Source organism: Sphingobacterium sp. R2, from assembly GCF_040760075.1.
GTDB lineage: Bacteria > Bacteroidota > Bacteroidia > Sphingobacteriales > Sphingobacteriaceae > Sphingobacterium.
This window is the reverse complement of record NZ_CP142884.1, coordinates 3,354,751-3,376,867: the sequence shown is the minus strand read 5'-3', so window position 1 is coordinate 3,376,867 and position 22,117 is coordinate 3,354,751. Positions and strand designations below refer to the sequence as shown.

General features: G+C 36.6%; 18 protein-coding genes. 5 read left to right on the top strand and 13 right to left on the bottom strand.

Annotated elements, in window-relative coordinates; all coding sequences use genetic code 11:
- Positions 1 to 196: 196 nt before the first annotated feature.
- The gene (locus VXM68_RS13930; protein ID WP_367209044.1) at positions 197 to 1,723 is read right to left on the bottom strand and encodes an ArnT family glycosyltransferase; all 1,527 of its coding nucleotides are present in this window, start codon (positions 1,721 to 1,723) and stop codon (positions 197 to 199) included.
- A 424-nt stretch (positions 1,724 to 2,147) separates the two neighbouring features.
- On the opposite strand from VXM68_RS13930, the gene VXM68_RS13925 reads away from it, so the two are divergent.
- On the top strand, positions 2,148 to 3,146 hold the full coding sequence (locus VXM68_RS13925; RefSeq protein ID WP_367209043.1) for an OmpA family protein: 999 nt from the start codon (positions 2,148 to 2,150) through the stop codon (positions 3,144 to 3,146).
- A gap of 74 nt (positions 3,147 to 3,220) precedes the next feature.
- Here the strand turns inward: VXM68_RS13925 and VXM68_RS13920 are convergent, their stop codons facing one another.
- The 6 genes from VXM68_RS13920 to VXM68_RS13895 form a co-directional block, all read right to left on the bottom strand.
- Entirely contained in the window at positions 3,221 to 4,567 is a 1,347-nt protein-coding gene (locus VXM68_RS13920) for a L,D-transpeptidase (RefSeq protein ID WP_367209042.1), read from the bottom strand.
- Between the two features lie 118 nt (positions 4,568 to 4,685).
- Complete coding sequence (locus VXM68_RS13915; protein ID WP_367209041.1) at positions 4,686 to 5,231, bottom strand: putative glycolipid-binding domain-containing protein; 546 nt, start codon at positions 5,229 to 5,231, stop codon at positions 4,686 to 4,688.
- 108 nt (positions 5,232 to 5,339) lie between these two features.
- The gene (locus VXM68_RS13910) at positions 5,340 to 6,908 is read right to left on the bottom strand and encodes an ABC transporter permease/substrate-binding protein (protein WP_367209039.1); all 1,569 of its coding nucleotides are present in this window, start codon (positions 6,906 to 6,908) and stop codon (positions 5,340 to 5,342) included.
- Complete coding sequence (locus tag VXM68_RS13905; protein WP_367209037.1) at positions 6,905 to 7,825, bottom strand: ABC transporter ATP-binding protein; 921 nt, start codon at positions 7,823 to 7,825, stop codon at positions 6,905 to 6,907. Before VXM68_RS13905 ends, VXM68_RS13910 begins: the two co-directional genes overlap by 4 nt.
- A gap of 1 nt (position 7,826) precedes the next feature.
- Positions 7,827 to 9,020 carry an ergothioneine biosynthesis protein EgtB gene (egtB, locus tag VXM68_RS13900; RefSeq protein WP_293957837.1) on the bottom strand — a complete coding sequence of 398 codons (1,194 nt, stop codon included), beginning with the start codon at positions 9,018 to 9,020 and terminating at the stop codon, positions 7,827 to 7,829.
- A gap of 12 nt (positions 9,021 to 9,032) precedes the next feature.
- Positions 9,033 to 10,016, bottom strand: coding sequence for an L-histidine N(alpha)-methyltransferase (locus VXM68_RS13895; RefSeq protein ID WP_293957835.1), 984 nt, complete (start codon positions 10,014 to 10,016; stop codon positions 9,033 to 9,035).
- Positions 10,017 to 10,239: 223 nt separating this feature from the next.
- Between VXM68_RS13895 and VXM68_RS13890 the strand changes: the two genes are divergently transcribed.
- Positions 10,240 to 11,781: a protein adenylyltransferase SelO family protein gene (locus VXM68_RS13890; RefSeq protein ID WP_294349290.1), complete on the top strand. Its 1,542-nt coding sequence runs from the start codon at positions 10,240 to 10,242 to the stop codon at positions 11,779 to 11,781.
- Between the two features lie 40 nt (positions 11,782 to 11,821).
- Here VXM68_RS13890 and VXM68_RS13885 read toward each other — a convergent pair whose 3' ends face one another.
- From VXM68_RS13885 to VXM68_RS13870, 4 genes are all read right to left on the bottom strand, one after another.
- Positions 11,822 to 14,512, bottom strand: a complete 2,691-nt coding sequence (locus tag VXM68_RS13885) for a TonB-dependent receptor (protein ID WP_367209035.1) — start codon at positions 14,510 to 14,512, stop codon at positions 11,822 to 11,824.
- Positions 14,493 to 15,269, bottom strand: a complete 777-nt coding sequence (locus VXM68_RS13880; protein WP_293957829.1) for a GLPGLI family protein — start codon at positions 15,267 to 15,269, stop codon at positions 14,493 to 14,495. Before VXM68_RS13880 ends, VXM68_RS13885 begins: the two co-directional genes overlap by 20 nt.
- Before the next feature lie 237 nt (positions 15,270 to 15,506).
- Complete coding sequence (locus tag VXM68_RS13875; RefSeq protein WP_367209033.1) at positions 15,507 to 15,653, bottom strand: hypothetical protein; 147 nt, start codon at positions 15,651 to 15,653, stop codon at positions 15,507 to 15,509.
- A gap of 421 nt (positions 15,654 to 16,074) precedes the next feature.
- On the bottom strand, positions 16,075 to 16,968 hold the full coding sequence (locus VXM68_RS13870) for a cation diffusion facilitator family transporter (protein WP_294349285.1): 894 nt from the start codon (positions 16,966 to 16,968) through the stop codon (positions 16,075 to 16,077).
- A gap of 600 nt (positions 16,969 to 17,568) precedes the next feature.
- Between VXM68_RS13870 and VXM68_RS13865 the strand changes: the two genes are divergently transcribed.
- Positions 17,569 to 18,558, top strand: coding sequence for a hypothetical protein (locus VXM68_RS13865; protein ID WP_367209032.1), 990 nt, complete (start codon positions 17,569 to 17,571; stop codon positions 18,556 to 18,558).
- Between the two features lie 110 nt (positions 18,559 to 18,668).
- On the opposite strand, the gene VXM68_RS13860 is transcribed toward VXM68_RS13865, so the two are convergent.
- Positions 18,669 to 20,000, bottom strand: coding sequence for a recombinase family protein (locus VXM68_RS13860; RefSeq protein ID WP_367209031.1), 1,332 nt, complete (start codon positions 19,998 to 20,000; stop codon positions 18,669 to 18,671).
- Between the two features lie 261 nt (positions 20,001 to 20,261).
- On the bottom strand, positions 20,262 to 20,522 hold the full coding sequence (locus VXM68_RS13855; RefSeq protein ID WP_367209030.1) for a hypothetical protein: 261 nt from the start codon (positions 20,520 to 20,522) through the stop codon (positions 20,262 to 20,264).
- 401 nt (positions 20,523 to 20,923) lie between these two features.
- Here VXM68_RS13855 and VXM68_RS13850 point away from each other — a divergent pair, with 401 nt between their 5' ends.
- Entirely contained in the window at positions 20,924 to 21,673 is a 750-nt protein-coding gene (locus VXM68_RS13850; RefSeq protein WP_312379101.1) for a glycosyltransferase family A protein, read from the top strand.
- Between the two features lie 168 nt (positions 21,674 to 21,841).
- Positions 21,842 to 22,051: a hypothetical protein gene (locus VXM68_RS13845; RefSeq protein WP_312379100.1), complete on the top strand. Its 210-nt coding sequence runs from the start codon at positions 21,842 to 21,844 to the stop codon at positions 22,049 to 22,051.
- Positions 22,052 to 22,117: the final 66 nt, after the last annotated feature.

Sequence of the window (22,117 nt, the reverse complement as noted above, 5' to 3'; positions counted from 1 at the left end):
TAAATTTAAATAAAAAAAAATTTTCTAGTGTTATTTTGGGATAAGAAAATAACAGTGACGTGATCATAATCAGAAATAGCAGAATGGCCATCGCTATTTGAGATTGTGACAATACGGTTTTGAAAATTAAAGAGGATTTAAATTTATCGACAAATGATTGTTGGAAAAAATATAACATCCCTATCTATAGGTTTGCTTATTCAAATATTCTCGTGGCAAAAAGATCTTTCAATTTGTCAAAGTTTTGTTTAGGTTTTTTGCAGATATAAATCGTCTGTAGCACCCATCCTTCGTTACTGGCATATGGACTATATAACTTTTTCACAGGAATGATTTCTTCAAAAAAAGGATAAAAAAACTCTTCGCTGGTATCGTTGTAACAAATGGCTATTACAGTTTTTGGCATTTGTCCAAATGGTGCCCAACTGTAGAAACTACCGTGGTAGCAAAAGGCATTCGGAAGCCTGTATGTACTCTTCATCAGCTCGATAGCGCCAGCCTGAGAATAATGTTTACCCCAAATGAGACAGTTCGACTGTTCATTTGCAGGCAAACTGTCATAAACGGATCGTAACTCCTGCATAGTACTTTCCCACTTTTGCTTTGTAATGTATTCTTGCATAGGAAGAACCTCCTTGCCATTTTTCACGTTTTTAGGAAGGTATTTGTGAATAGTATCTATATAGTGGACATAAGAATAAATGGGTAGACCAAAAGGAATCAACATACTTCCTAATAATAGAATAAAACCTAATGGATATAACAACCACCTTCTTTGGGGCATAATGATACGCTCAAAAAAAACACCCACAAATGGCAATAATGTTAGAACAATCGGGAAAAAGTAATAGGCTTTGCCTTTAGAATACGCTAAAAATAGAACAGAAAATAAAATTGAAGTCGCTAAGGGCCGGTAATGATGTTTCATTTTTTGACCTCCTAAAATGAAAATAAATGTAGGAAGTAGCATGATAGATGTAATCGGGTTGATATCTAAAAAGAGACCAGATACTACTTCAGTGAAAGTAAGATCATCCAATTGCGTCAGGTAAAGTCTATCAAACATATGCAAAGCTGGAAAGTCATGTACGTATTGCCATACCATATTTGGTAAAAGTATGAGAAGAGCAACGACAATAAATTGCCAGTATTTAGCTGCGATTAAAGCTTTTCGAATATTCCTAAATAATAGCAGTCCCAAACTGCCAACTAAAAAAAATAGCGCATCATATTTTGTTAGAAAGGCAACAGAAATAAACACCGTTAAATACCAAAGATATCTTCTGTCTTTATATTTTACGAACCTTACCAACTGATAAAATGAAATCAACCAAAAAAATTGGCTAAATACAACCGGCTGAAAAGATTGCTGTGATCCACCAAGGCCAGGTGATATCAATAAGCACGATAAGGTTATAGCAGTCGCCACGCTCCCCCCTCCAAGTTCGAAAACTATTTTACCGAGATAAATCACGATGAGAAGCATAGCCAAATGCGAAAAAATATGATGAACAAAGATCGATTGGACGTGAAATAAGTTTTGGAAAAATGCCAAAACCGCTATAACTGGAGGAAATTCCATGTAACCAAATGCGAGATGGTTTCCGGTTGCTATATGCAGTAGCTCATCTCCCTGAAATCCTGAATGTATATCCGCAATGATATGAAGTGTCAGTTTGAAGAGACAGAAAATAAAGATAATAATTTTTGTGCTTTTATCCATTAGTTTTTGTGTGCGGGTTATCTTTGTTGACTTAACTATACTATATAAGGTTGAGGAGCTAAAAATATAAATTTTCAGCCAATTTATTGGCGAAATCACGATAGCCAAATCTTTTAATATAAATTACCTTGTCTCCATTTACTTTAGCAACAGTCAAACCTCTACGTGATGATTTTTATTGCTATTTATTTTTACTGTTTGAGAAAAGAGAGAGTGAAAACCATGAACAAGAAACGAGCTTAAACGGATTCCATAATAATAGGAATTTATACTAAAATGCTTCAACAACTTTACTACTGCAGCTTCCTAAAGACTTCAATAGGAGCTGCGTAAAAGAAAAAGAATTGCTCTGCATTTCAATCCAATTGACAAATATGTCAACGGTTTAGGCATAAAATTTGCCACAGCTACAAAAAAAGAAAATATGAAAAGCACAATACTTTTATTGACATCAGCATGGGCAGTTGCCTCATGCACCCAACAAGTAAAAGAAAATACCCCGCCGCCAGCTCCACAGGAGAAAACGATTGACGAAGCGCCTACAAAAATTGACACAACAACAAGCTTTGATCTTGCAAGTATCCCGTACTCAGAAAGTGATATCGGTGTGTTCCCGTTTTTTACTCCGCCAAAAGGTTACAAGGAAATGAATCAGCCCATTAAAAAAGACTTTGATGTTTGCTATTTTGCCGTCAATGGAGTTATGAAGCCATTCGAAGGTAGACTCTATAAAGCAAATATAACAAATGAGCAAGGCACTCAATTTTCACAGCGCTATTTTGAAAAAAGCATGGAGGATTATTTAGCCTCTATCGGCGCTGTAAAAGTTTTTGATGGCACCATTACAAGGGAAGAGTATGATCGGTACAATAAACAGGATCCACACAAAGGTGATGAAGGGGACATCGGATATGCTGATGAACAAATCAGAGTTTATGTTATTAAAACTAAAGATCAAGGTAATATATTTATTCAATATACGTGCACCAATGCTGGAGCCAAGCTCAATATTCTTCAAGAGAACGATTTCAAACAAACGATAAAAAAAATTACAGCAGATGAAATCACAAAAGATCTCTCTGAAACAGGTAAATCGATTGTTTATATTACATTCGATACGGATAAATCAAGTATTACTACGGCTGGAATAGATTTGGTCATTCAGATTGCCGAGGCGCTAAAAAATGATCCCTCATTAAAAATAGCAATAGAAGGGCACACTGACAATATTGGTGATGCTGCACACAACAAAAAGCTTTCTAATGATCGTGCAAAAGCTGTGATGGATGCACTCATTGCTCAGAAAATTGATAAATCCCGATTATCAGCAAAGGGCTACGGTGCAGACCGTCCTTTAGTCGCTAACGACTCAGAAGACAACAGGTCTAAAAACAGACGTGTAGAACTTGTCAAAATTAAATAAAAAACTATGTAAATAACCCCATGATACTTGTAGCATAAAGTTTCATGGGGTTCGAATAAGCAATAAGAATTTCTCTATTTCCCTGAATTCATGTCTACAGGAAGTGGATAACCTTTACCTTTCAATGCTGCAATTCTAACGATGATTTCTTTTTGACCAATTACCTTTCTCGTTACTTGGCCTTTGTCTTTTCGGCTTTCCTTATCAGCGGCTCGTTCTTTGGAACTATCGCCTGTTGAAGAAGATTCCGGGTTGTCAATGCCGGCTATTTTATTACCTCGTGCATCCTGATTCATATCTTCTAAACCTGTCGTTAAGCTAGTGCGTTCTTGCTCACTGAGCTGCTCTAGCTTGATATTGTATTTATTAAGCACGCGGGTCGCATTTTCAATGGTATTTGTACCACGCTCATAAACATCCCGAAAGATATGCAGCCCCCCATCCTGAGCAACAATGGTTTCATATCGAAGTTCTACTAATACAGGTTGCTTTAATTTTACAGTTTCAGTTTTTGTATCCTTTTTTTCGTAATTAGCGATTGTCTCTGCTGATATCGGATTTCCTGCTACTAAGGACAAAAATTTTGTGAAATCCTGCACCTGACCGTCCGTAAGACCAACACAACCATGAGAAGCAAACGCTCCCAATTTGGATACATCTTTTCCGCCATGAATCAAAGACGGCATACCAATGGGAATTTTAATGGGGCCAAGAGGATTTAGTTTACTTCCGGCAGGGACTTTCTCGCCCGGACTAACCTTACCTTTCACCCAAGGCTCATCCGGAGGTGTCCATGTAGGATTAAATATGATGTTGGTCGCTTTACGCACGCCAGTAGGCAACGGGAACTCGGGATATCCAATAGCAATACTGTAGGTCTTAACTAATTTGCCCTGCTGAAATACATCCATTCGAAAAGCTGGTCCATTTACAATAATACGCGTGTCTTCAGGAATATGATTTGGCTCAATTGGTAGCGTATCCTCTCCATCAGCATAACGTGCAGTTAGAAAATGAAAGAATTGAGCAGCCTTTTGATTACCGAGTATCTTTACAATTTGAGTCGTGGCCTCGTTTATAGTTTCTTTAAATGATTTACTGGAAGGTTCATCCTCCTCGCTAAGTTTTTCAACAGCTGTAGTCGCTGCTACCTTTAAATCACCAATCTGCCTTTCACTAAGTTGCAATTGGGATTTTAAAGAGGGCTCAAAATCCTCCTCGTAGAAGAGAGCATTCAGAAACGCCAGTGTAAAATCTGTATTCTCAGCCTGCTCCTTCATTGTGGAGACTTCTTTTTCTGCCGGCTGATTTTTAGTGTTTCGGTCCCGGCAACCATTAAAAACAAAGCTTATCAACAATATGCCCCATAAAGAGAGCCCGATAACGTTTTTATAATTAGATAACATAATAATATTTTTCATTTAATTTATCAACAAGCTTAACAAGGAAATAGTTCGAACCTGTAGAAATATAAAATAAATTCACCACATGCTCTCAATAGAAAACAATGCGACTCAATTATCATTCAATTACACGATGTTAAGCCACTAACTCAAAATGACCTGGGTAGGTTTTTACTATACCATTTCGATCAATAAGGATAGCCGACGCAAATGTTGACTCCAAGTTTTCGTATCGGTAGTGGTCTTTGGAAATTTTTGTGTACCGTTCTCTAACAGGCTTAATTGATCCGTTCAAGATATCGATATAAATAACATTGATATCTTTTGATTCATTGACATTAAGCGCGAGTCTTTTTATAGGCAACGTGTTTGTCAATGGGGTTATTGAGATATCGATATAATTAAATCCTGCAAAACACGGTTCAATCTGTCCATTGATTAGCCAATCTAAACCATTTTTTTGCCCATAAAATCGTTTAATTTCACCTTGAATGTCGCATCGAATTTCGAAATCCTGTATATCCCATTGATTATCTGTATTGATCAAATAATTTACCATATAAGTTTCGCCTTCGTAGTTCCCAACAATTTCAGAAGCTATTTTGAAACCGCTATCCCTTTCGTCAACGGAGCAATGCTCCCAGGATTTGTTGATCAATCCTCTCCATAATAAAATTTTCATAGCTATGTCATATAATTTATCCCACAATAAGCTTTATTGCGATGTTCTTGAAACAATGCTAAAGCATTGATAGTTTCAATTATTTACATTTTAAAATAAATGCTGGAATTACTTATTAAGTTGTTCGTATTTTTTTAGGTCGCTAATACTTCGGATTTGATTTTGTTCAGCTTGAGAACGCCGCATCATTAGAGCATATGAATTATTAAAACCAAGAGGTTTTAACCAAGTAATGCCAAATTTATTCTCAAATTCATCCTTTACATAGCTATAGGTGTCAGCAGGATCTTTGGACACATGGGATATAATTTGTTGCTCCGGTTTCAGTAATACCAGAAGCCCTGTCCCTGTATACTCCACGTAAAAGTCTATGGCGTCATGTATCAAAGCATCAAAGCAAATTTTGGTTCCGCCGAGCCCTGTCTTTGTCTCCACTTTATAATCGGTATACCCTTCAAGGAGAATTTTATAAATGGCCGACAAAATGTATTGTTCCCCAAAAATTTTAGAACCTATCCTGATAGTGCCAGCCTGACCTCGGCGTGATGGTCTATAGAGTTTGTTTTGCACTAAAAAGTCCTTGGCAATACTTTCAGGAGTTTGCTTTAGGAAATCAGCCCTATAGTTAAGGCTAATCATCACCGAATCAGTAAACTTCTCTGCCAATAGATTTATTGCCCCTTCCAATTGTGGAAATTTCTTGAGCGTCTCTACCTTTACAATCGGTGCGGCAAAGTAGGGCGGAAAAATCTTCCTGTTATCTTCCAATGCAAGCAAATCATAAGCTTTGACGCGACCGTCAGTTGAATATCCACTAATAAGATCGATATCCTTTTCAAAAACGGCTTTATACATAATCGCATCGCTAATGATAAGTGGCTTTATCTGTAGCCCATAAACATTGCGGAGACCTAAGTAACCATCTTGGCGTCCCATAAATTCGGGTGTAAAACCAGCCTTTATCTGCTGATTAACATTGTTTGTTCTTATATAGATGATAGCAAGAATAAGAAGAAAGCTAGGCAAAATAAAGATGAGCAAAAGTCTGAAGTTAGCGAAAGCATTTTGTAGCAATCCAATACCTTTATCTAAAAGTATCGCCAATAAAGCAGCGGGAATAGCTCCCGCTAAGATCATATTGGAATTATTGAGTGATATACCGCCAAAGATAAATTCACCCAATCCGCCGGCCGCAACGAATGATGCTAAGGTGGCGACGCCTACATTGATCACTGCGGCTGTCCGAACTCCGGCGACAATCACCGGTATCGCCAGTGGAAGTTGAACTTTGAATAGTATTTGCCAATCCGTCATACCCATAGCTTTCGCCGATTCCGAGATACTATGGTCTACACTAATAATTCCGGTATAAGTATTCCTAATAATGGGTAAAAGTGCATAAATAAGAAGTGCAACAATAGCTGGAATTGGACCAATACCTAGGATTGGAATAAGAAACCCCAGCAATGCAATACTAGGAACAGTCTGTAAAATCCCTGCAAAAGCTAAAACAATAGCAGCAAATTTCTTTTTCCTCGAAATCAATATGCCCAAAGGTACTCCAATAAGAATGGCAAATGTCAAAGATAAAAATGTAAGTTCTAAATGCTGCCAGACCTGTATCAATAACTTTTCCCGCTGCTCAAGTACGAATTGCCAAAGAGTTTGTTCCGTCATACCACCTGCTGTTTTCTATACGTGTTGAATGCAACCAATATTTTTTCATAGTCTAATATGGCATCCGCACGTGCGCTTAATACCTGTAAAACACGCCATAGGTCTGTGTTTTCAGAAAAACCATAGGTATTGATGAAATGATCCAAGACTATAATTCCTTTTAATTCATGTAGGATCGTTACTTTATACTCCAACAGCAAGCGATTTTCTAAAAAAAAATCAAACACAAATTCATTTGCTGGACGATACAGTAGCTCTTTAGGCGTGCCAATCTGTACAATCTTTCCCTCATCTATCAAACAGATACGATGTCCAAGTTCAAAAGCTTCAGGCACATCATGTGTAACCAAGACAATAGTTTTGCTTCGGATCTCTTCCAACAGTTTGAATTCGGCATGGATGCCACTTCTAGTCATGTTATCCAGTGCCGAGAAGGGTTCATCCATCAACAGTATAGGAGAATTGGCTATTAACGCCCTTGCTATACCTACGCGCTGTTGTTGCCCTCCGCTCAATTGATGTGGGTAGAGCTTTAACAGATCCTCTCCTAAATTTAATTTGCCAAGAAGCTCAACCGTGCGATCCTTAATTTTATTCTTTTGCCAGTTCAGCAATTCTGGAACAACAGCAATATTTTTGGCTATGGTGTAATGGGGGAAAAGGCCAGCATGCTGCATTACGAAACCAATTTCTCTACGCAAATCTTCCGGCCGCCGTTTGGATATATCTTTACCTCGGATAAAAATCTTGCCCTTATCGGGTTCAATCAGCCTATTAATCATTCTTAAAGTAGTGGTTTTACCACAACCACTGGTACCCAAAATAACAAGAACTTCACCCGCTCTCACTTCTATTGAGATGTCGTCAACGGCCGCCTTACCGTTAAATGATTTGGATACTGAGTCGATCTCGACCATATTACCTGGCTAATCTAATTCCTGTAAACTGCCACTGATGTGCGGTTTGAAAAAAGTTTCTGTAAGTCTTACGGCTATGGCCCTTTGGTGTAGCGATAGAAGCTCCCCTTAACACCATTTGATTAATCATAAATTTGCCATTATATTCACCTACCGCACCCGCCTCTTTTTTAAATTTCGGATAAGGAAGATAAGCGGAACTTGTCCATTCCCAACGTTCTCCCCACCTAATGTGGTCGGCTGCAACTTCCCATTCCGCCTCTGTCGGGAGTCGCACACCTCTCCAAGATGCATACGCAGCAGCTTCATAAAAATTAATGTGGCAAACCGCGTCTTCTAAGTCGATATCTGTCAACCCGTTGAGGGTATAGTTCATCCACTTCCCATCAATCATATGCCAATATAAAGGCGCTTTTGCTTGATGTTTTTTCACCCAATCCCATCCTTCCGCATGCCAAAATTGAAAGTCTAAATATCCCCCAGCCTCTATGAAATCAAGATACTGTTTATTTGTGACCAAGGTATTTTCAATTTCGAAATCATCTAGGTAGACCTTATGTCTTCCCAGTTCGTTATCAAAACAGAAACCCTGTCCCTCGAATCCAATTTCATAAATTCCGGCCTCAAATCTAACATACTCCCTCTCATAATTAATGCATTCAGCTGTTTTATTTTCTTTGCTATAGGGAGGAAAAAGAGGATTATGCCCCAATATATATTTTATATCAGTGAGTAGCAACTCTTGGTGTTGCTGCTCGTGATTTAAACCTAAAACAAAAATATCAATAAGATTTTGCGTCAAAAATCCTCCATTCAAAAATTCGATCATATACCTATCAACGTATCGTCGGTAATTATAGATGTCTGCTACTGATGGCCTGCTAAGATTACCTCGGTCCGTTCGAATCACCCGCGAACCTATGGTTTCGTAATAGCTGTTGAAAACAAAGTTGTATTCCTTATCAAAAACTTGGTAATTTGGTAGGTGAGGAATCAATATAAAGGTTTCAAAAAACCATGTAGTATGCCCAAGATGCCATTTTGGTGGACTAACATCAACCATTGGCTGAACTACATAGTCTTCAATTTCCAATGGCTGGCAGATTTCTTCGGAATAGCCTCTTACTGTAAGATATCTGGCATTTAACACTTCTTTTTCTGGCAATACGCTAACTGCTAAATTTATATTTTTCATAAAAGATTATAATTACGCTACCATCCAAATGGAATCTACAAACCAACCTTTGTCATCATTCAAATTTACCAACAGTTCAAATCCTGCCAAAGAAGAAAGACGTTGAATTTCTTCAAGCGAATATTTCTGTGAAATTTCCATGTCAATCAATTCATTTTCCTTAAAAAAAATAGAATCTCCTTTAATGTGTACATATTGATTAGTTAAACTAACCAGAAAGCTTCTACAAGCGCCAGAAATAGGATCATAAGTCTGATAATGCTGAAAATATTGCGTATCGAAGTTTGCGCCGAGTTCCCGATTTATACGACTAAGCAAATTAATATTGAATGCCGAAGTAATTCCAGATTTATCATTATATGCAGAGAGAATGGTGTGAGGATTTTTTTTTAAGTCAAAACCAATAATAAATATATCGCCGGGACTCAATCTGCGACGAATTTCAGCACAAAACAGTTGTGCTTCTTCCATATCCATGTTACCAATGTTGCCCCCTAAAAATAAGACTACTTTTCGACGGTCGGATATTTTCATTGCCTCATTCAGCATCTCAAAATATTCACCCTCTAAAGGAAAAGTCTCTAAATTTGGAATTTCTTTGGATAATTTTTCACACAATACCTTAAGGATATTGCCTGATATATCTATTGGCATGTAGGAATAATCGATATCATTTTTACTAAGATGTCTTAATAAATGACTTGATTTAAGCGCATCACCAGCCCCCAGTTCAATGAGGTCGAAAGCAGAATCGTCGGAAGAGATGAGCTCAGCCATTTCCGATGTCTTTGTGCTAAAAATTTCGAGTTCACAGTCTGTCAGGTAATAATCCGGCATCTGCATAATGTCCTGAAAAAGCCGGTCGCCGATAGGATCATAAAAATATTTTGAATATAATTTCTTGGGATAAGTATTTAAACCTTCCATCACGTCCTTATGAAAATTACCTTCATAATTTCCGATCTCTTTGACGACACTATCAACTTGTAGACTCATAATTCGCTAAATTTTCCTATGGTTTCTTACGGAAAGATAACATTCAAACCAAAAGAATAGTTTCATAATTGTCTCTGCTTTTATGTTATTAAAAAAGAAAGCAATAGCAAATTTTAGAAATGACAATAGCATTAACCACTAATTCACTTTCTATTGCTATTTAAAATATAAGGGCTTTTTAGCACTGAAAGGACTTCTCGTTAATAATTAATATCTTTGATGTATGAATATAGAGCAGATCAAACAACCTTTCCTTAAAAGATTTCCTGGCGATTTTTCCAATAGCCCGATACCGAGAGCTACGCCAAAAGTCTTATTTTCCACGATTGAAACAGCAGGATTTGAACAACCCAAACTAATTGCTTTTAATGATGCTCTTTCGAAGGAAATAGGCCTTGGAGGATTTGAAGAAAACGACCTTAACTTTCTGGTGGGCTCTCAACTACCTAAAAATATTCAGACGTATGCCACAGCTTACGCAGGGCATCAATTTGGGAATTGGGCTGGTCAGCTCGGTGACGGCAGAGCAATTTTCGCGGGAGAAATCATTAATCTTGAGGGTAAAAAAACGGAAATACAATGGAAAGGTGCTGGTGAGACGCCCTACTCAAGACGTGCCGATGGAAGGGCTGTATTAAGATCCTCTGTGCGGGAATACCTAATGAGTGAAGCTATGCATCACTTGGGCGTTCCGACTACCAGGGCATTGAGCCTCTCCCTCACAGGTGAAGATGTAATACGGGATATTATGTATAACGGCAATCCGCAATACGAAAAAGGGGCGGTAGTAGTAAGAACTGCAGACACGTTCCTTCGCTTTGGCCATTTTGAATTCCTATTTGCTCAAGGAGAATATAAATTATTACAAGATCTGCTTGATTTTACTATTGATAATTACTTTCCCACCATAGCTCCCTCTACCACTGGTAAATATAAAGACTTTTTTGAAACTGTCTGTCGATCAACAGCAGACCTAATAGTAGAGTGGTTGAGAGTCGGCTTTGTACATGGCGTAATGAATACAGATAATATGTCTATTTTGGGATTGACGATCGATTATGGCCCTTATGCAATCATGGAGGAATATAATTTAAATTTTACACCAAACACCACCGATCTGCCTGGAAGACGATATGCGTTCGGTAGACAAGCACAGATAGGACAGTGGAATCTATGGAAATTAGCAAATGCGCTCCACCCGGTCATCAATGATGAAAAATTCCTTGAAAATTCGTTAAGAAATTTTGGTGTATATTTTTTGGAGGCCAATAATAAAATGCTTTGCAAAAAATTTGGATTTAATGAACTCAGAAAAGAAGACGAAGTGTTTTTCACAAACTGGCAAAGCTTGATGCAGGACCTTAAAATGGATCATACCTTATTCTTCAATCAATTGGAAAAAATAACAACGGATACTGATGTTAAAGATCATTTCAGTCCGATTACATACACACCTTTAAATGAAGAAAAGCTCAAAAAACTAAAAGATTTTATTGACCATTACCGATGCCGTTTGCGTTTAAATTCAATTTCAAAAGAAGAGTCACTAGAATTAATGAGAAAAACAAATCCGAAATTCGTACTAAGAAACTATTTGCTTTACCAATGTATTGAAGAAATCAGTAACGGAAACACAGCAATGTTATTAAAACTAACACAAGCTTTAGAAAAACCATATCAAGAAATATTTCCAGAATTTTCAGCTAAGCGTCCGCCCATCTATGATAATATCGCAGGATGCTCTACGCTTTCATGCAGCTCTTAATAGCAAACAAATATGCCATTTAATATATTAAATGCAAATTTTAGAAGCTAAGGTCTAAGCCAAAACTGATGTATCCTGGCAATAGTCTGTATTCAGTGTTAGAATTATACAGATCAGTCAACTCAACATTTCTAAAAAACTTCGTATTAAAAATGTTTTTTGCTATAATGTTAAATCTCGCTCTGTGCTTTTTCATTTTATACGATAAAGTGAAATCCGAAAAATAATAGTTCTTGGATGTCTGCCCCATTAAACTTCCAAAGCGATAAGATTCATTTTTTAAATTGCACTGGATATTTTTCGACAAGCTGAAAAATACATTCAAGAACCCGCGGCTATTATTTAGTATAAGTTTACTTTCTGTTCTATAGGTAATGCGCTGAACGGTATATCCCATATAGATATTCAATTTAGAATTCCACGCGCTTCTAAACGATAATCCATAATCATAATTCGCTGTACGGATTCGACGACTGCCCACTCCTTCTACCAAGTTCGCATAATCTGTGGCATTCGTTCCTAAATCTAATCGAAAATTTCCATGTACAGCTTTCAAATAATAATTAAGATCGACCTTAAAATAGCGACTCTTTTTGTTTTTAAGCAACACTTGTTGAATAAGGGTGAAATTCGGATTTAAACTGCTTGATATACCCACATAGTCAAACAAAATTTGATGTCCGGCAGACATGTTGGCAAAAAAACGATCTGTCAGACTACCATAAGTATAGGTTAGAGCGGCGCCTGAACTACTTAGAGGAGCGAGATTATCCATTCCCCGGATAAAATTGCGTACACCTGTTGTATAGTAATTGGGAACCAATTGAGTGCTTGTAGCATTCTGTTGCAGAAAATAAAAGTCTGCTTCTAATTGCCCTTTCGCATGAAGCCCCCATTTAGCCGACAATCCAGGAGAAAGCAATACGTTATTTTTACTTTTTGATGTTCCAAAATCTATCAATATGCTTTGTACCAAACCTGCCTGCAAATGTGGCGTTAATTCCCATCCAGCTCGTTTGAAAGTATATTTCGTAATAATGTTAGTCTGAAAAACGTTAAAATCCATTGCATTAGAAAATCCCGAGGGAGAGGATACTGAATCACCTAAACCTGTTGGATTAGACAGCAATTTCAATTCGGTGTTGAGCTGCTGCTTTTGGTAATCCATATTGAAAGCTAGTTGAAAAGAATCGCCATTTCTTTTACGGCCTACATAATGAGTAGTAGCACCTATGAACATTAAATTATTCGCAATATGCTGTTGCACCGCATGAATGTCTTCGACTCCAAACAGGTCTTGGTAATAAAATTGATTAATATTATAATCTATTGGCGACCGCTGCTTAATCCAGCGTAATGAGCTAACTAGCACGTCACGGCTAGAAAATTTGTGGCTATAACTTATATTTTGGTTGGTAACATAACCCGTGTTTTTGGTTCCTTCCTCACTTTGAATACCATTGAATATTAATGTAGCGAGATCATTTTTCCTAAGGGATCCGAGCGTACCTGTATAGGTCAATATCGCATCCTTGTTAGGCTCAAATTGGAGCTCCAGTTTCGTGAAATAATTATCGATTTTTCGCTTAAAATGGTGATCTTCTGTATTGGTAAATTGATTATCCTGTAGATGATAGTTTTGCACAGTATTACGGTAAAATGTCTTTTTGGTAGGATTTGCAAACCCGAGCCATTTAATCTTTAACTGCGCACTTGGATTTAAGATTGTATTTAACGACAGCAACTTATCATTATTGAAATTGGTCCGCTTGTAATCAAATCCAGGAAGATTTGGAGTATTATCTATCAAGGTAGGTGTTGTTATTCCAATACCGATCTGGCCCGGTTCATCAGACGATCCGGATTGCAACAGGTAATTAATACTGCTGACGGCATCAAATCCATTGTTATTGGCGGCTCCCAATAGATAATGCTTATTCTTTTTTCCGAAGTTCATCAAATTCGCATTAGCCTGATAATATTTGGGACCAATTGGGACCATCTGAGCATCTAAAGACCCCATCCACTGTGCCTTACTATCCTCTTCCAATTCCAAATTTAGCGCAATCTTGTCCGAATTTTCAATACCATTAAGTTGCTTGTTATGAGAATAGCGCTGTAATATCTGAATTTTCTTTAGGGGCCTAACAGACATACTCTGCGTTAGCAAGCGGTAGCCTTTCCCAAAAAAATCGTCTCCCTCAACCATTACTTTTTGCACTTCCTTATCTCCTATTTTGATGCTGCCGTCGGTCCCGACCTGAATACCCGGAATCTTCTTAAGGAGATCTTCTACGGTACGTTCGTCGCCCTGCAAAAAAGATTTGACCGCAAGCTCGATGGTGTCCTTGCCTAGACGGTAAGGACGTTTGGAATGAACTATTACTTCTTGCAATCGCTCTACACCTCCAGCTGATAGTTGGACATCGACCAACGTATCTGCTTGCACCGCCATGATAGGAACCGAGACAGGCTTAAAGCTAAGTGCAGTGAATAGTAAAGAAAATGGTCCACTCCGCAAAGATTGCAAACGATACTTTCCCTGTCCGTCGCTGAACGTATATGCCAACATTTTGTTGTCGCCGTCACCCAGTAGTTCAATACGGACTCCTCCCAGAGCTTTTCCGGCAGCCCTTACCCTTCCATGGATAGCGACCTGAGCATGGGCTGCCATTGCCAATAGTAGAATAATGAATAAGGTCGCTATCTGCTTATTGATTTTCCCATTCATACTTTTGTTCTACACTGCCTCTAACTTTTTGCTTCTCTACACTAACACCCTCCATCATTGGCATTTTACTATACAGCATACGCATATGCTCTTCGTTAAATTGGTCTTCTTTCTTCACAAACTCTTCAAGAGTCAATTTGCTTAAGGAATGTATATATTTATAATCAATTGGAATACTTCCATTATAAGGGTAGTTGACTTCCTTTAGATACCAGTAGTTTGGATTAGCGCTTTCATTATATAGCATAACAATGAGTCCCGGTAGACCACCAAACTTCGACGGGCCTACAGGTACGGGAATAGTATTGGTATAATAAGCTACAAGAGTTGTTCCCCGATAAGATGCTGTTGCCTTGTGGCATACATAGTTACCCAAAGTATCAACATCGTCATACGCTGTGTTCCATACTAATACCGGAAATTTGTCAGTCACCAAATAATTGACCCCTTGGATGGAACGGGTTTCCAACTGTTGGTTAGCATTATTTTGATGCATTACAACTCTACTAAACCTCTTACCAGAACCAATGGTGATAGAAAATGAAGGCGTTACTTCATCGTCCACATCATTATCAAGTAATTGCATCTGCTGCGGGGTTGAATCCCGAACAGCGATCTTCACCATTCCATCATAATAAACATTTTCCTTAAAAGTAGCCATTGCTGATGGTATGTATTCGTAAACGGCGTGAATCCGCTGCGCAAACGATAACCTGGAAAGGAATAGAACGAAAAAGAATATATAATATTTATGCATGATAATTTGTGTTTTAAGTAACGTGCCTAAGCACCGCTTTTATTTTTCTTAAAAAATTGAATGAAATGTTATTTGATCTTTAACAAGTCGTGCATTACTAAAAAGAAGATGACACAACCCCTAGTTGAAGAAAAATCATTTGTGAATTCTGTGTCAAACAAATGAAAATCACAAATACTGTAAAGGTTACCTTTAAGAATTTTAACGTAAGGATACCGTATCTGCTTCAGTGGTTTATTATGTAACATTAACCATATTTTTGGCGATATGATAACGAGATGTTTTCAAATTTGAATTTCCTTCGACTGCTATTCCAAATGTCCTAGCAGACCTAGCAAATTTTAGCATGGCCAAAGCCAGCTTACTTACCATTAATTTTTTCATTGTTTTTGCCTTTATTTGTTAAACCATGTTATGCTTTCGTGGCATAATCTTGAATATGACTATAAAAATAAAGACACAATCAATGACTGAAATGATGATTAAATATCTGTATCCGATCACTTAGAATTCGTAGCAGATGAGTTACTATTCGATTTAGGCAATATCGCCTCCCTAACTGTAAGCGTGAGAGCTAATTTCAGCGGATTTGGTCGTTAGCTCAAAAAGCAGGTGAAATGACTCTCATAAAATCGAAAAGAGAATTCTAGCCGTTAATGGAGAAACCGTAAAATTGCGCGCTTTATGCCTGGAGGCAATCAGGCGTGTAAAGCTCTATCTGATGATTCTCCTGCGCCAATATACCTAAGCAAAGTAAAACCAGTATGCATTATAGTTGAGATATAAAGGGCACATACAATCCCATCTATTCGGGCTGGATAATTACATAATGTATAAATTTAAATTCGTTTTTTATGGTTGTACGAATCCGGTTGATCGCCTCAGTAATATCTTCAGTATCTAGGTGATCCTTAAAATCGATAATAAGCATTAATATAACGTCCTCGGGAGACTGGTAAGTAGACAAAATATTTTTGGTTTTTATCACACAAACGTCTTGTTCCACCAGACTGGCAATTTCATTTCTTGTTTTAGAAGCAATGCCTTCGCCCATGAGTAAGCTCCTACTTTCCCTAGCAAGGATAAAGGAAACAAAAACCAATAGTAAACCGACAATTATAGATGCCAATCCGTCCAATTCAGGAATCTGCAGTGCATGACTTAATGCCATCAGAATCATGACGGTAATGAGCCCCGCCACCGCTGCTCCATCCTCAAAGAGTACAAGAAAACTTGAAGGGTCTTTACTTTTGATCATAGCTTTCCACCAGCCCATACCATTCCGGGTCTTATTAAATTCTTTCATGGCAATGATAAAGGAAGTGCCCTCAAAAATAAGTGAAAGGATTAAAACGACGTAATTCCAAAAAGGATCCTTCATCGGTTCCGGATTTCGTATATGAATAATACCCTGATAGATAGACAACGCTCCCCCCAAACCGAATATCAGAATAGAAACGACAAAAGACCAAAAGTAAAGCTCCTTGCCATAGCCAAAAGGATGGGACTGATCCGGTGCCTTTTTACTACGTTTCAGTCCATATAATATCAGTATCTGATTCATAGTATCGACTGTTGAATGAATACCTTCCGAGATCATGGAAGAACTGTTTGTAAAAGATCCTGCTAGAAATTTGGTGAGTGCTATTAGAAGATTTGCAACAAGAGCACTATAGATCGACTTTTTATTATTGTTCATTTTTAATAACTTTTTAAACAATCTTATCTCATTCTTTTTGACGATATGCTCCTTTTTGCTATAGTCATATTTAGCATTTGCATTCTTAATATTTTTCGAGCACGAAGACCATATGTTTTCTCGAAATTCTATAATAACCTTTCGGCATTAATTCCAACATTAAAAACTGATCAGCTTTCAGGATTAAACAGCGATCTAGATGGTTTAGTTTCGGAATCTAGCGATTTACAATGTTTCATTAATGGGTTGAAAAACATTCGTGTCTTACTTTTTTGATCGGACATGCAACTTGACAATAAATAAACTACAAAAACGCTACATCCAAGACTAATCATTCCAGGCGGATGCCTTTAATTGAGCAAATCTCCATCAAAGACGCAATTAAAAGCGTAAAGATTTCATATAATTACAAGGTAAGGTTATGCATTTTATTTTAGATAACTATAATAAATTTATTTAACTTAGTATTAGAATAATACAAATCAAGTTTTAGCCTAAAATAGGATCAATTGCGATGCATTTACAATGATTCAATTTAAAGAATTGACATTTAAAAATCTTATTAAACCTAAGGAAATCAGACTACGTAAAGTTTGTTAAATGGAAATCACTATTACAGAATTCAGAAAAAAACTTCAGCGAGATGTCTGCTGGATGATATTTGTCATCACACTCTTTACATTTACCGGAGTCGCTTATGGTGCAAGTTTAAAAGTTAACAATAAAAATCACCATACTGTTAAGATAGTTTATTTTTTTGGTGCCGATTCAAGGTTGTCTTCTAGTTGGAAAAACCGTCTCGACCGAACGCTAAAAGATATCTCAGCCTTCTATAAAACTGAGCTTGAAAATGCTGGTTATGATAATGATGGTATTCCATTTGAAAAAGACAATTTGGGCTACAAGTACCATGTGGTACAGGGATCGAAACCCTCAAATGACTATACCATACATTCAGGTAATGAAATAGAAAATGAGATTTTCGAAAAATTGGCGCCTACTATCACACCAAGTAAAGAACATATACTTGTTATTACAGCTTTAAGCGAGAAAGATGAAAATGGCACCTACATCTTCCATTCGCCTTACTATGGCAGGGGATCAGCTACCTCCGGCGTGTGCATGGTTGCAGACTGTGATCTCCTAGACCCGTTGCTACTCGCTAACGCAACCACTAAAATGACTTACACAGAGATGTTCGCTACAAACAGAACATGTTCTGTAGGAGAGTTCAATAGTTGGTACCTCGGAGGTATAGCACATGAAATGGGACATCTATTCGGATTACCACATGATAATGGTTTTCAAAATGAATTCAATTTAAAAACAATATCTATAATGGGAGAATATGGTAGTCGACACTATAAAGTGGAAAAATGGGGTGGTGAAAAATCAGCTAAATTTTCACATGCTTCCCTATTACAATTAAGTCGACATCCCCTATTCACTCAAAGACCGAAACCGCTGCTCAATAGAAATGAGTTTCTATTGCAATCTTTTAAATTATACCAAAATGAAAAGACAACAAAAATAAAGCTACATTACCATTCAAGAACAAAACCATATGCTGAAATCATGTTGCTTTGTTAGTGTCGAGGATGAAGAAAGGTTGGAAACTGCGACATTAACTATCTCCTTTCCTATAGTAATATTATCAGTAATAGCCTCAACTACAGCACGTTTTTTAGAAAACTCCATATTCACCCATTTTTCATATAATACCTTTGCTTCCTTACAGCCGTATCGCTTGATTTGATCTCAATAATCTTATTCACTATTTCTTGTTCTAAGTTAGGAATTGACGAATCAAGCTGTTTAACTTGTGCAACTAAAGGCTTATAAATAGTAGCAAAGTGATCACTATCTAAGTCACCGTTTAGTTTTAATGGAATAAGGTCATCCATCCTTTTTCTTAGTTGTGTACGTTTCTTTAAAGATATAGCCAATAAAGTCTGCTTCTCAGATAATTGCTTTTGTAATTCTTCGATGTAAATTTGTGGAGTTAAATCATTTAGATATCCTTTAAGCACCTGTAGGTAAAAAGAATCCATATTCTCTACTGGAAAATTATTTTTACATTTTTTGCAAGTGAACTTTTTAGCTGTACTATAAACGTACATTGAAGTACCACATTCACATTTTACAAAACCCGCAAGCAAATATTCAGATTTCCGTCCTTTTCTTTTCCAATTAACCGCCTGTTTATCAAGTATATAATTACATTTTTCCCAAAGTCCTTCATCAATAATTGCTGGACAAGGAATGATTATCCAATCCTCTTTGGATTTTGAAATCCATTGTTTTCCATCGCCTAAACTCTTAGTGTGATTTGCTATTCTTAGTCCTTTTGCAGAAGTATCCCTAATTAACCGCTCTACAGTTGTATCAGAAAAAAAAGAACCATTACGCGTTCTATATCCTAATTGATTCAAACGCCTCGCTGTAGTTTTTTTACGCTGGCAATCAAGGAAAATTTCATACATCAATTTTCGTACAGGAGCTTCTTTTTCATCTATAACTAGAGGTTTGTCTTGCCATTTATAACCATAACTTGCCTGGCCGCCTAGTGGTTTTCCCATACGAGCTCTAATCGGTACAGACGCCGCAACACGGCTAGATATTTCTTCACGTTCCCATTCAGCCATTGCAGCAACGATAGTAAAAAACAATCTTCCTGCTGGGGTACTGGTATCTATCTGTTCTGCCAAAGAAACTAAATCTGCTCCTGCTTTTCTAAAAATTTCAGCAAATTCCAATAGTTCTTTAGTGCTGCGTGCGAGACGAGCAAGTTTAGAAAAAACCAGTCCTGAAATTCGTCCCTCTCTTAAGTCTTTAAGCATACGTTGAGCTTCGGGATGATTCATAACAGCTTTTCCAGATACGGCATCTAGTCTATATATCTCTACAACTTCCCAATCTCTTGATTGGATATAATACTTCGCTCTTTGTATGTGATGTTCTGGAGAATCATCCTTGACCTGCATATCTGTAGATACTCTTATCCAAATGCCAACTCGTTTCTTATTACTCATAATGTTTTGATTTACAAATTATTAAATATAATAAAAATAAAGAAGAATTAATAACATACTTTGAACTTATTGGCCATTAAAATGCAATAATTGAGATAGATCCAATAGCCCAATATTAATCTTATGAGTTTTTCAAAATATCTTCAATTATAGCTCTTTTTATTTTGCGTTCATCCTCCGAAACCTCTACATATCTGACAATTACTCTATATCTTTTCACTGTAGCTTTTGTAAGTTTAACTTTTCTTCCATTTGTAACTGTTATTTCATCTTTAACACTTTTGCCTCCCCCCGATTTATTTGAAAGATTGACAATTTGTCATGCACTCCTATATCATACTCTAAAGGACTAATTTGTTTCTTCTTATTATTTTCATTTCCTTCATTAAATATAGTGTCTGTATCGTCTACCGTTTTTTCTATTTTGTTTTCCCTTCTTGTATTATTAGATTTTTCTGCAAACTTTTTAGGTTCACGACACGTATAAGTTTTGAAGTTTTCATCACTAAGTTTAATATTCATATTGACAAAATTTAGATAAAAAAGAATTTATAATTATATGGAATGTTCCGATTTTAAGTGTTTTACAGAAGAAGAGCATTAGTTTTGATTAGACTTTTCTAAACTTTATTTCCAGTTTATTAGCTGTTTTATTTTCAGAATCTCTTACAATTTATAGAAGCCAAAAAATTACTTCATCGAGTAAAATCCAAAAGATATATAGGTCAAAAAGCTGTTGGTCGAAATATTTTTTCACCATAATTTCTATTCATTATCTTCAAAAAGAGTTATAAGTCTAAAGATAAAATTAGGGCAAGAATTAAATCATGTATCCTGATTTAGAAAAGAAATATATAAAAGTAGATAGTAATAATAAAGATTATAAATAATAGCCTATGCTCCTCTCAAATAATAAACAAATTTTGGACAGAATAATTGTTCTTGTTCCGTTCAGGAATGTAGGGAATTATATTATTGACTGCGTCAGCTCAATTTTGGGGCAAGAGTATAATAATTACGAGGTTTTTCTATTAGATGATGCATCAGATGATGGTACTTTAGAATTAATAGAAGACGATTTACCAAATTTTTATAAGAGAGAAAACAGTTCTCGAGTTGGAGCCTTAAGAAATATCTATAATGCATTGGTAATGGAATCGTTGAGAGACGAAGACATAATAATCATTTTGGACGGTGACGATTACATTTTTGGAGAATTTGCCTTTCAAATTGTTAATAGTAAATACAACGAAAATACTCTTCTTACTTATGGCACGTATATTACTAATTATGGATTTTATGATCCGGGCTCTCCATACACAGAAGACGAATTCAAGACATTGAGGGAAATAACATGGAAAGCTTCTCATCTCAAAACTTTTAAATATAAACTATTTAAGGCCTTTTTAGACCAAGATCCAAATGTTGAGAACTTTAGATATAGTGACAATAGATATGGAGATAATAGATTTTATATGTCGACCTATGATCAGGCATTAATGTTACCACTTTTAGAAATTGCGGGGTTTGAAAATACCGCATTTATTCAAAATGTCATTTATTGTTATAGACTCCACAAAGATAATGATCATGCTACAGACGAAGGAAGGAAATTACAACTAGAAGCTTTTTATGACATTAGAAGCCGCCATTCATTGGATAGAAAGTTTTAGAATATGATATGAAATTAAATCATATCGAGCATAACAAATCCATATTAAAAGATTTTTTATTTACTGGCTATCTATAATAGAAACTTAGCATAAGAGTCAATTGTGCCATTCAACGAGTGCTTAATAATGTAAAACTTTAGCAGATATTGTAAACTTAAATTAAGTCAAATGAAATCTAAACGTTTGCAATTGGCATTGCGAAAATTCAGCGAGAGCCAAAAAGAAGGCAATCTTTCAGAAGGTTTTGAAGTAATGAACCTTGATGAGGCCTCTGCCACTCGTGGCGGGAATTTAGCAGCCTGTACATGTAACAATGGTTCAAATTACACGACCAAAGAACCTGATTGTACTTGTAACAATGGTAGTAATTATTCATAATAATTACTACAAAACCATTTTACGGCATGTGGATGAAAATTCACATGCTGTAATCAAAAAACTAGC

Bases quoted from the DNA above. Each gene is read 5' to 3' on its own strand.
- VXM68_RS13930 (WP_367209044.1), bottom strand. From the start codon at position 1,723: ATGGATAAAAGCACAAAAATTATTATCTTTATTTTCTGTCTCTTCAAA.
- VXM68_RS13925 (WP_367209043.1), top strand. From the start codon at position 2,148: ATGAAAAGCACAATACTTTTATTGACATCAGCATGGGCAGTTGCCTCA.
- VXM68_RS13920 (WP_367209042.1), bottom strand. From the start codon at position 4,567: ATGAAAAATATTATTATGTTATCTAATTATAAAAACGTTATCGGGCTC.
- VXM68_RS13915 (WP_367209041.1), bottom strand. From the start codon at position 5,231: ATGAAAATTTTATTATGGAGAGGATTGATCAACAAATCCTGGGAGCAT.
- VXM68_RS13910 (WP_367209039.1), bottom strand. From the start codon at position 6,908: ATGACGGAACAAACTCTTTGGCAATTCGTACTTGAGCAGCGGGAAAAG.
- VXM68_RS13905 (WP_367209037.1), bottom strand. From the start codon at position 7,825: ATGGTCGAGATCGACTCAGTATCCAAATCATTTAACGGTAAGGCGGCC.
- egtB (WP_293957837.1), bottom strand. From the start codon at position 9,020: ATGAAAAATATAAATTTAGCAGTTAGCGTATTGCCAGAAAAAGAAGTG.
- VXM68_RS13895 (WP_293957835.1), bottom strand. From the start codon at position 10,016: ATGAGTCTACAAGTTGATAGTGTCGTCAAAGAGATCGGAAATTATGAA.
- VXM68_RS13890 (WP_294349290.1), top strand. From the start codon at position 10,240: ATGAATATAGAGCAGATCAAACAACCTTTCCTTAAAAGATTTCCTGGC.
- VXM68_RS13885 (WP_367209035.1), bottom strand. From the start codon at position 14,512: ATGAATGGGAAAATCAATAAGCAGATAGCGACCTTATTCATTATTCTA.
- VXM68_RS13880 (WP_293957829.1), bottom strand. From the start codon at position 15,269: ATGCATAAATATTATATATTCTTTTTCGTTCTATTCCTTTCCAGGTTA.
- VXM68_RS13875 (WP_367209033.1), bottom strand. From the start codon at position 15,653: ATGAAAAAATTAATGGTAAGTAAGCTGGCTTTGGCCATGCTAAAATTT.
- VXM68_RS13870 (WP_294349285.1), bottom strand. From the start codon at position 16,968: ATGAACAATAATAAAAAGTCGATCTATAGTGCTCTTGTTGCAAATCTT.
- VXM68_RS13865 (WP_367209032.1), top strand. From the start codon at position 17,569: ATGGAAATCACTATTACAGAATTCAGAAAAAAACTTCAGCGAGATGTC.
- VXM68_RS13860 (WP_367209031.1), bottom strand. From the start codon at position 20,000: ATGAGTAATAAGAAACGAGTTGGCATTTGGATAAGAGTATCTACAGAT.
- VXM68_RS13855 (WP_367209030.1), bottom strand. From the start codon at position 20,522: ATGAATATTAAACTTAGTGATGAAAACTTCAAAACTTATACGTGTCGT.
- VXM68_RS13845 (WP_312379100.1), top strand. From the start codon at position 21,842: ATGAAATCTAAACGTTTGCAATTGGCATTGCGAAAATTCAGCGAGAGC.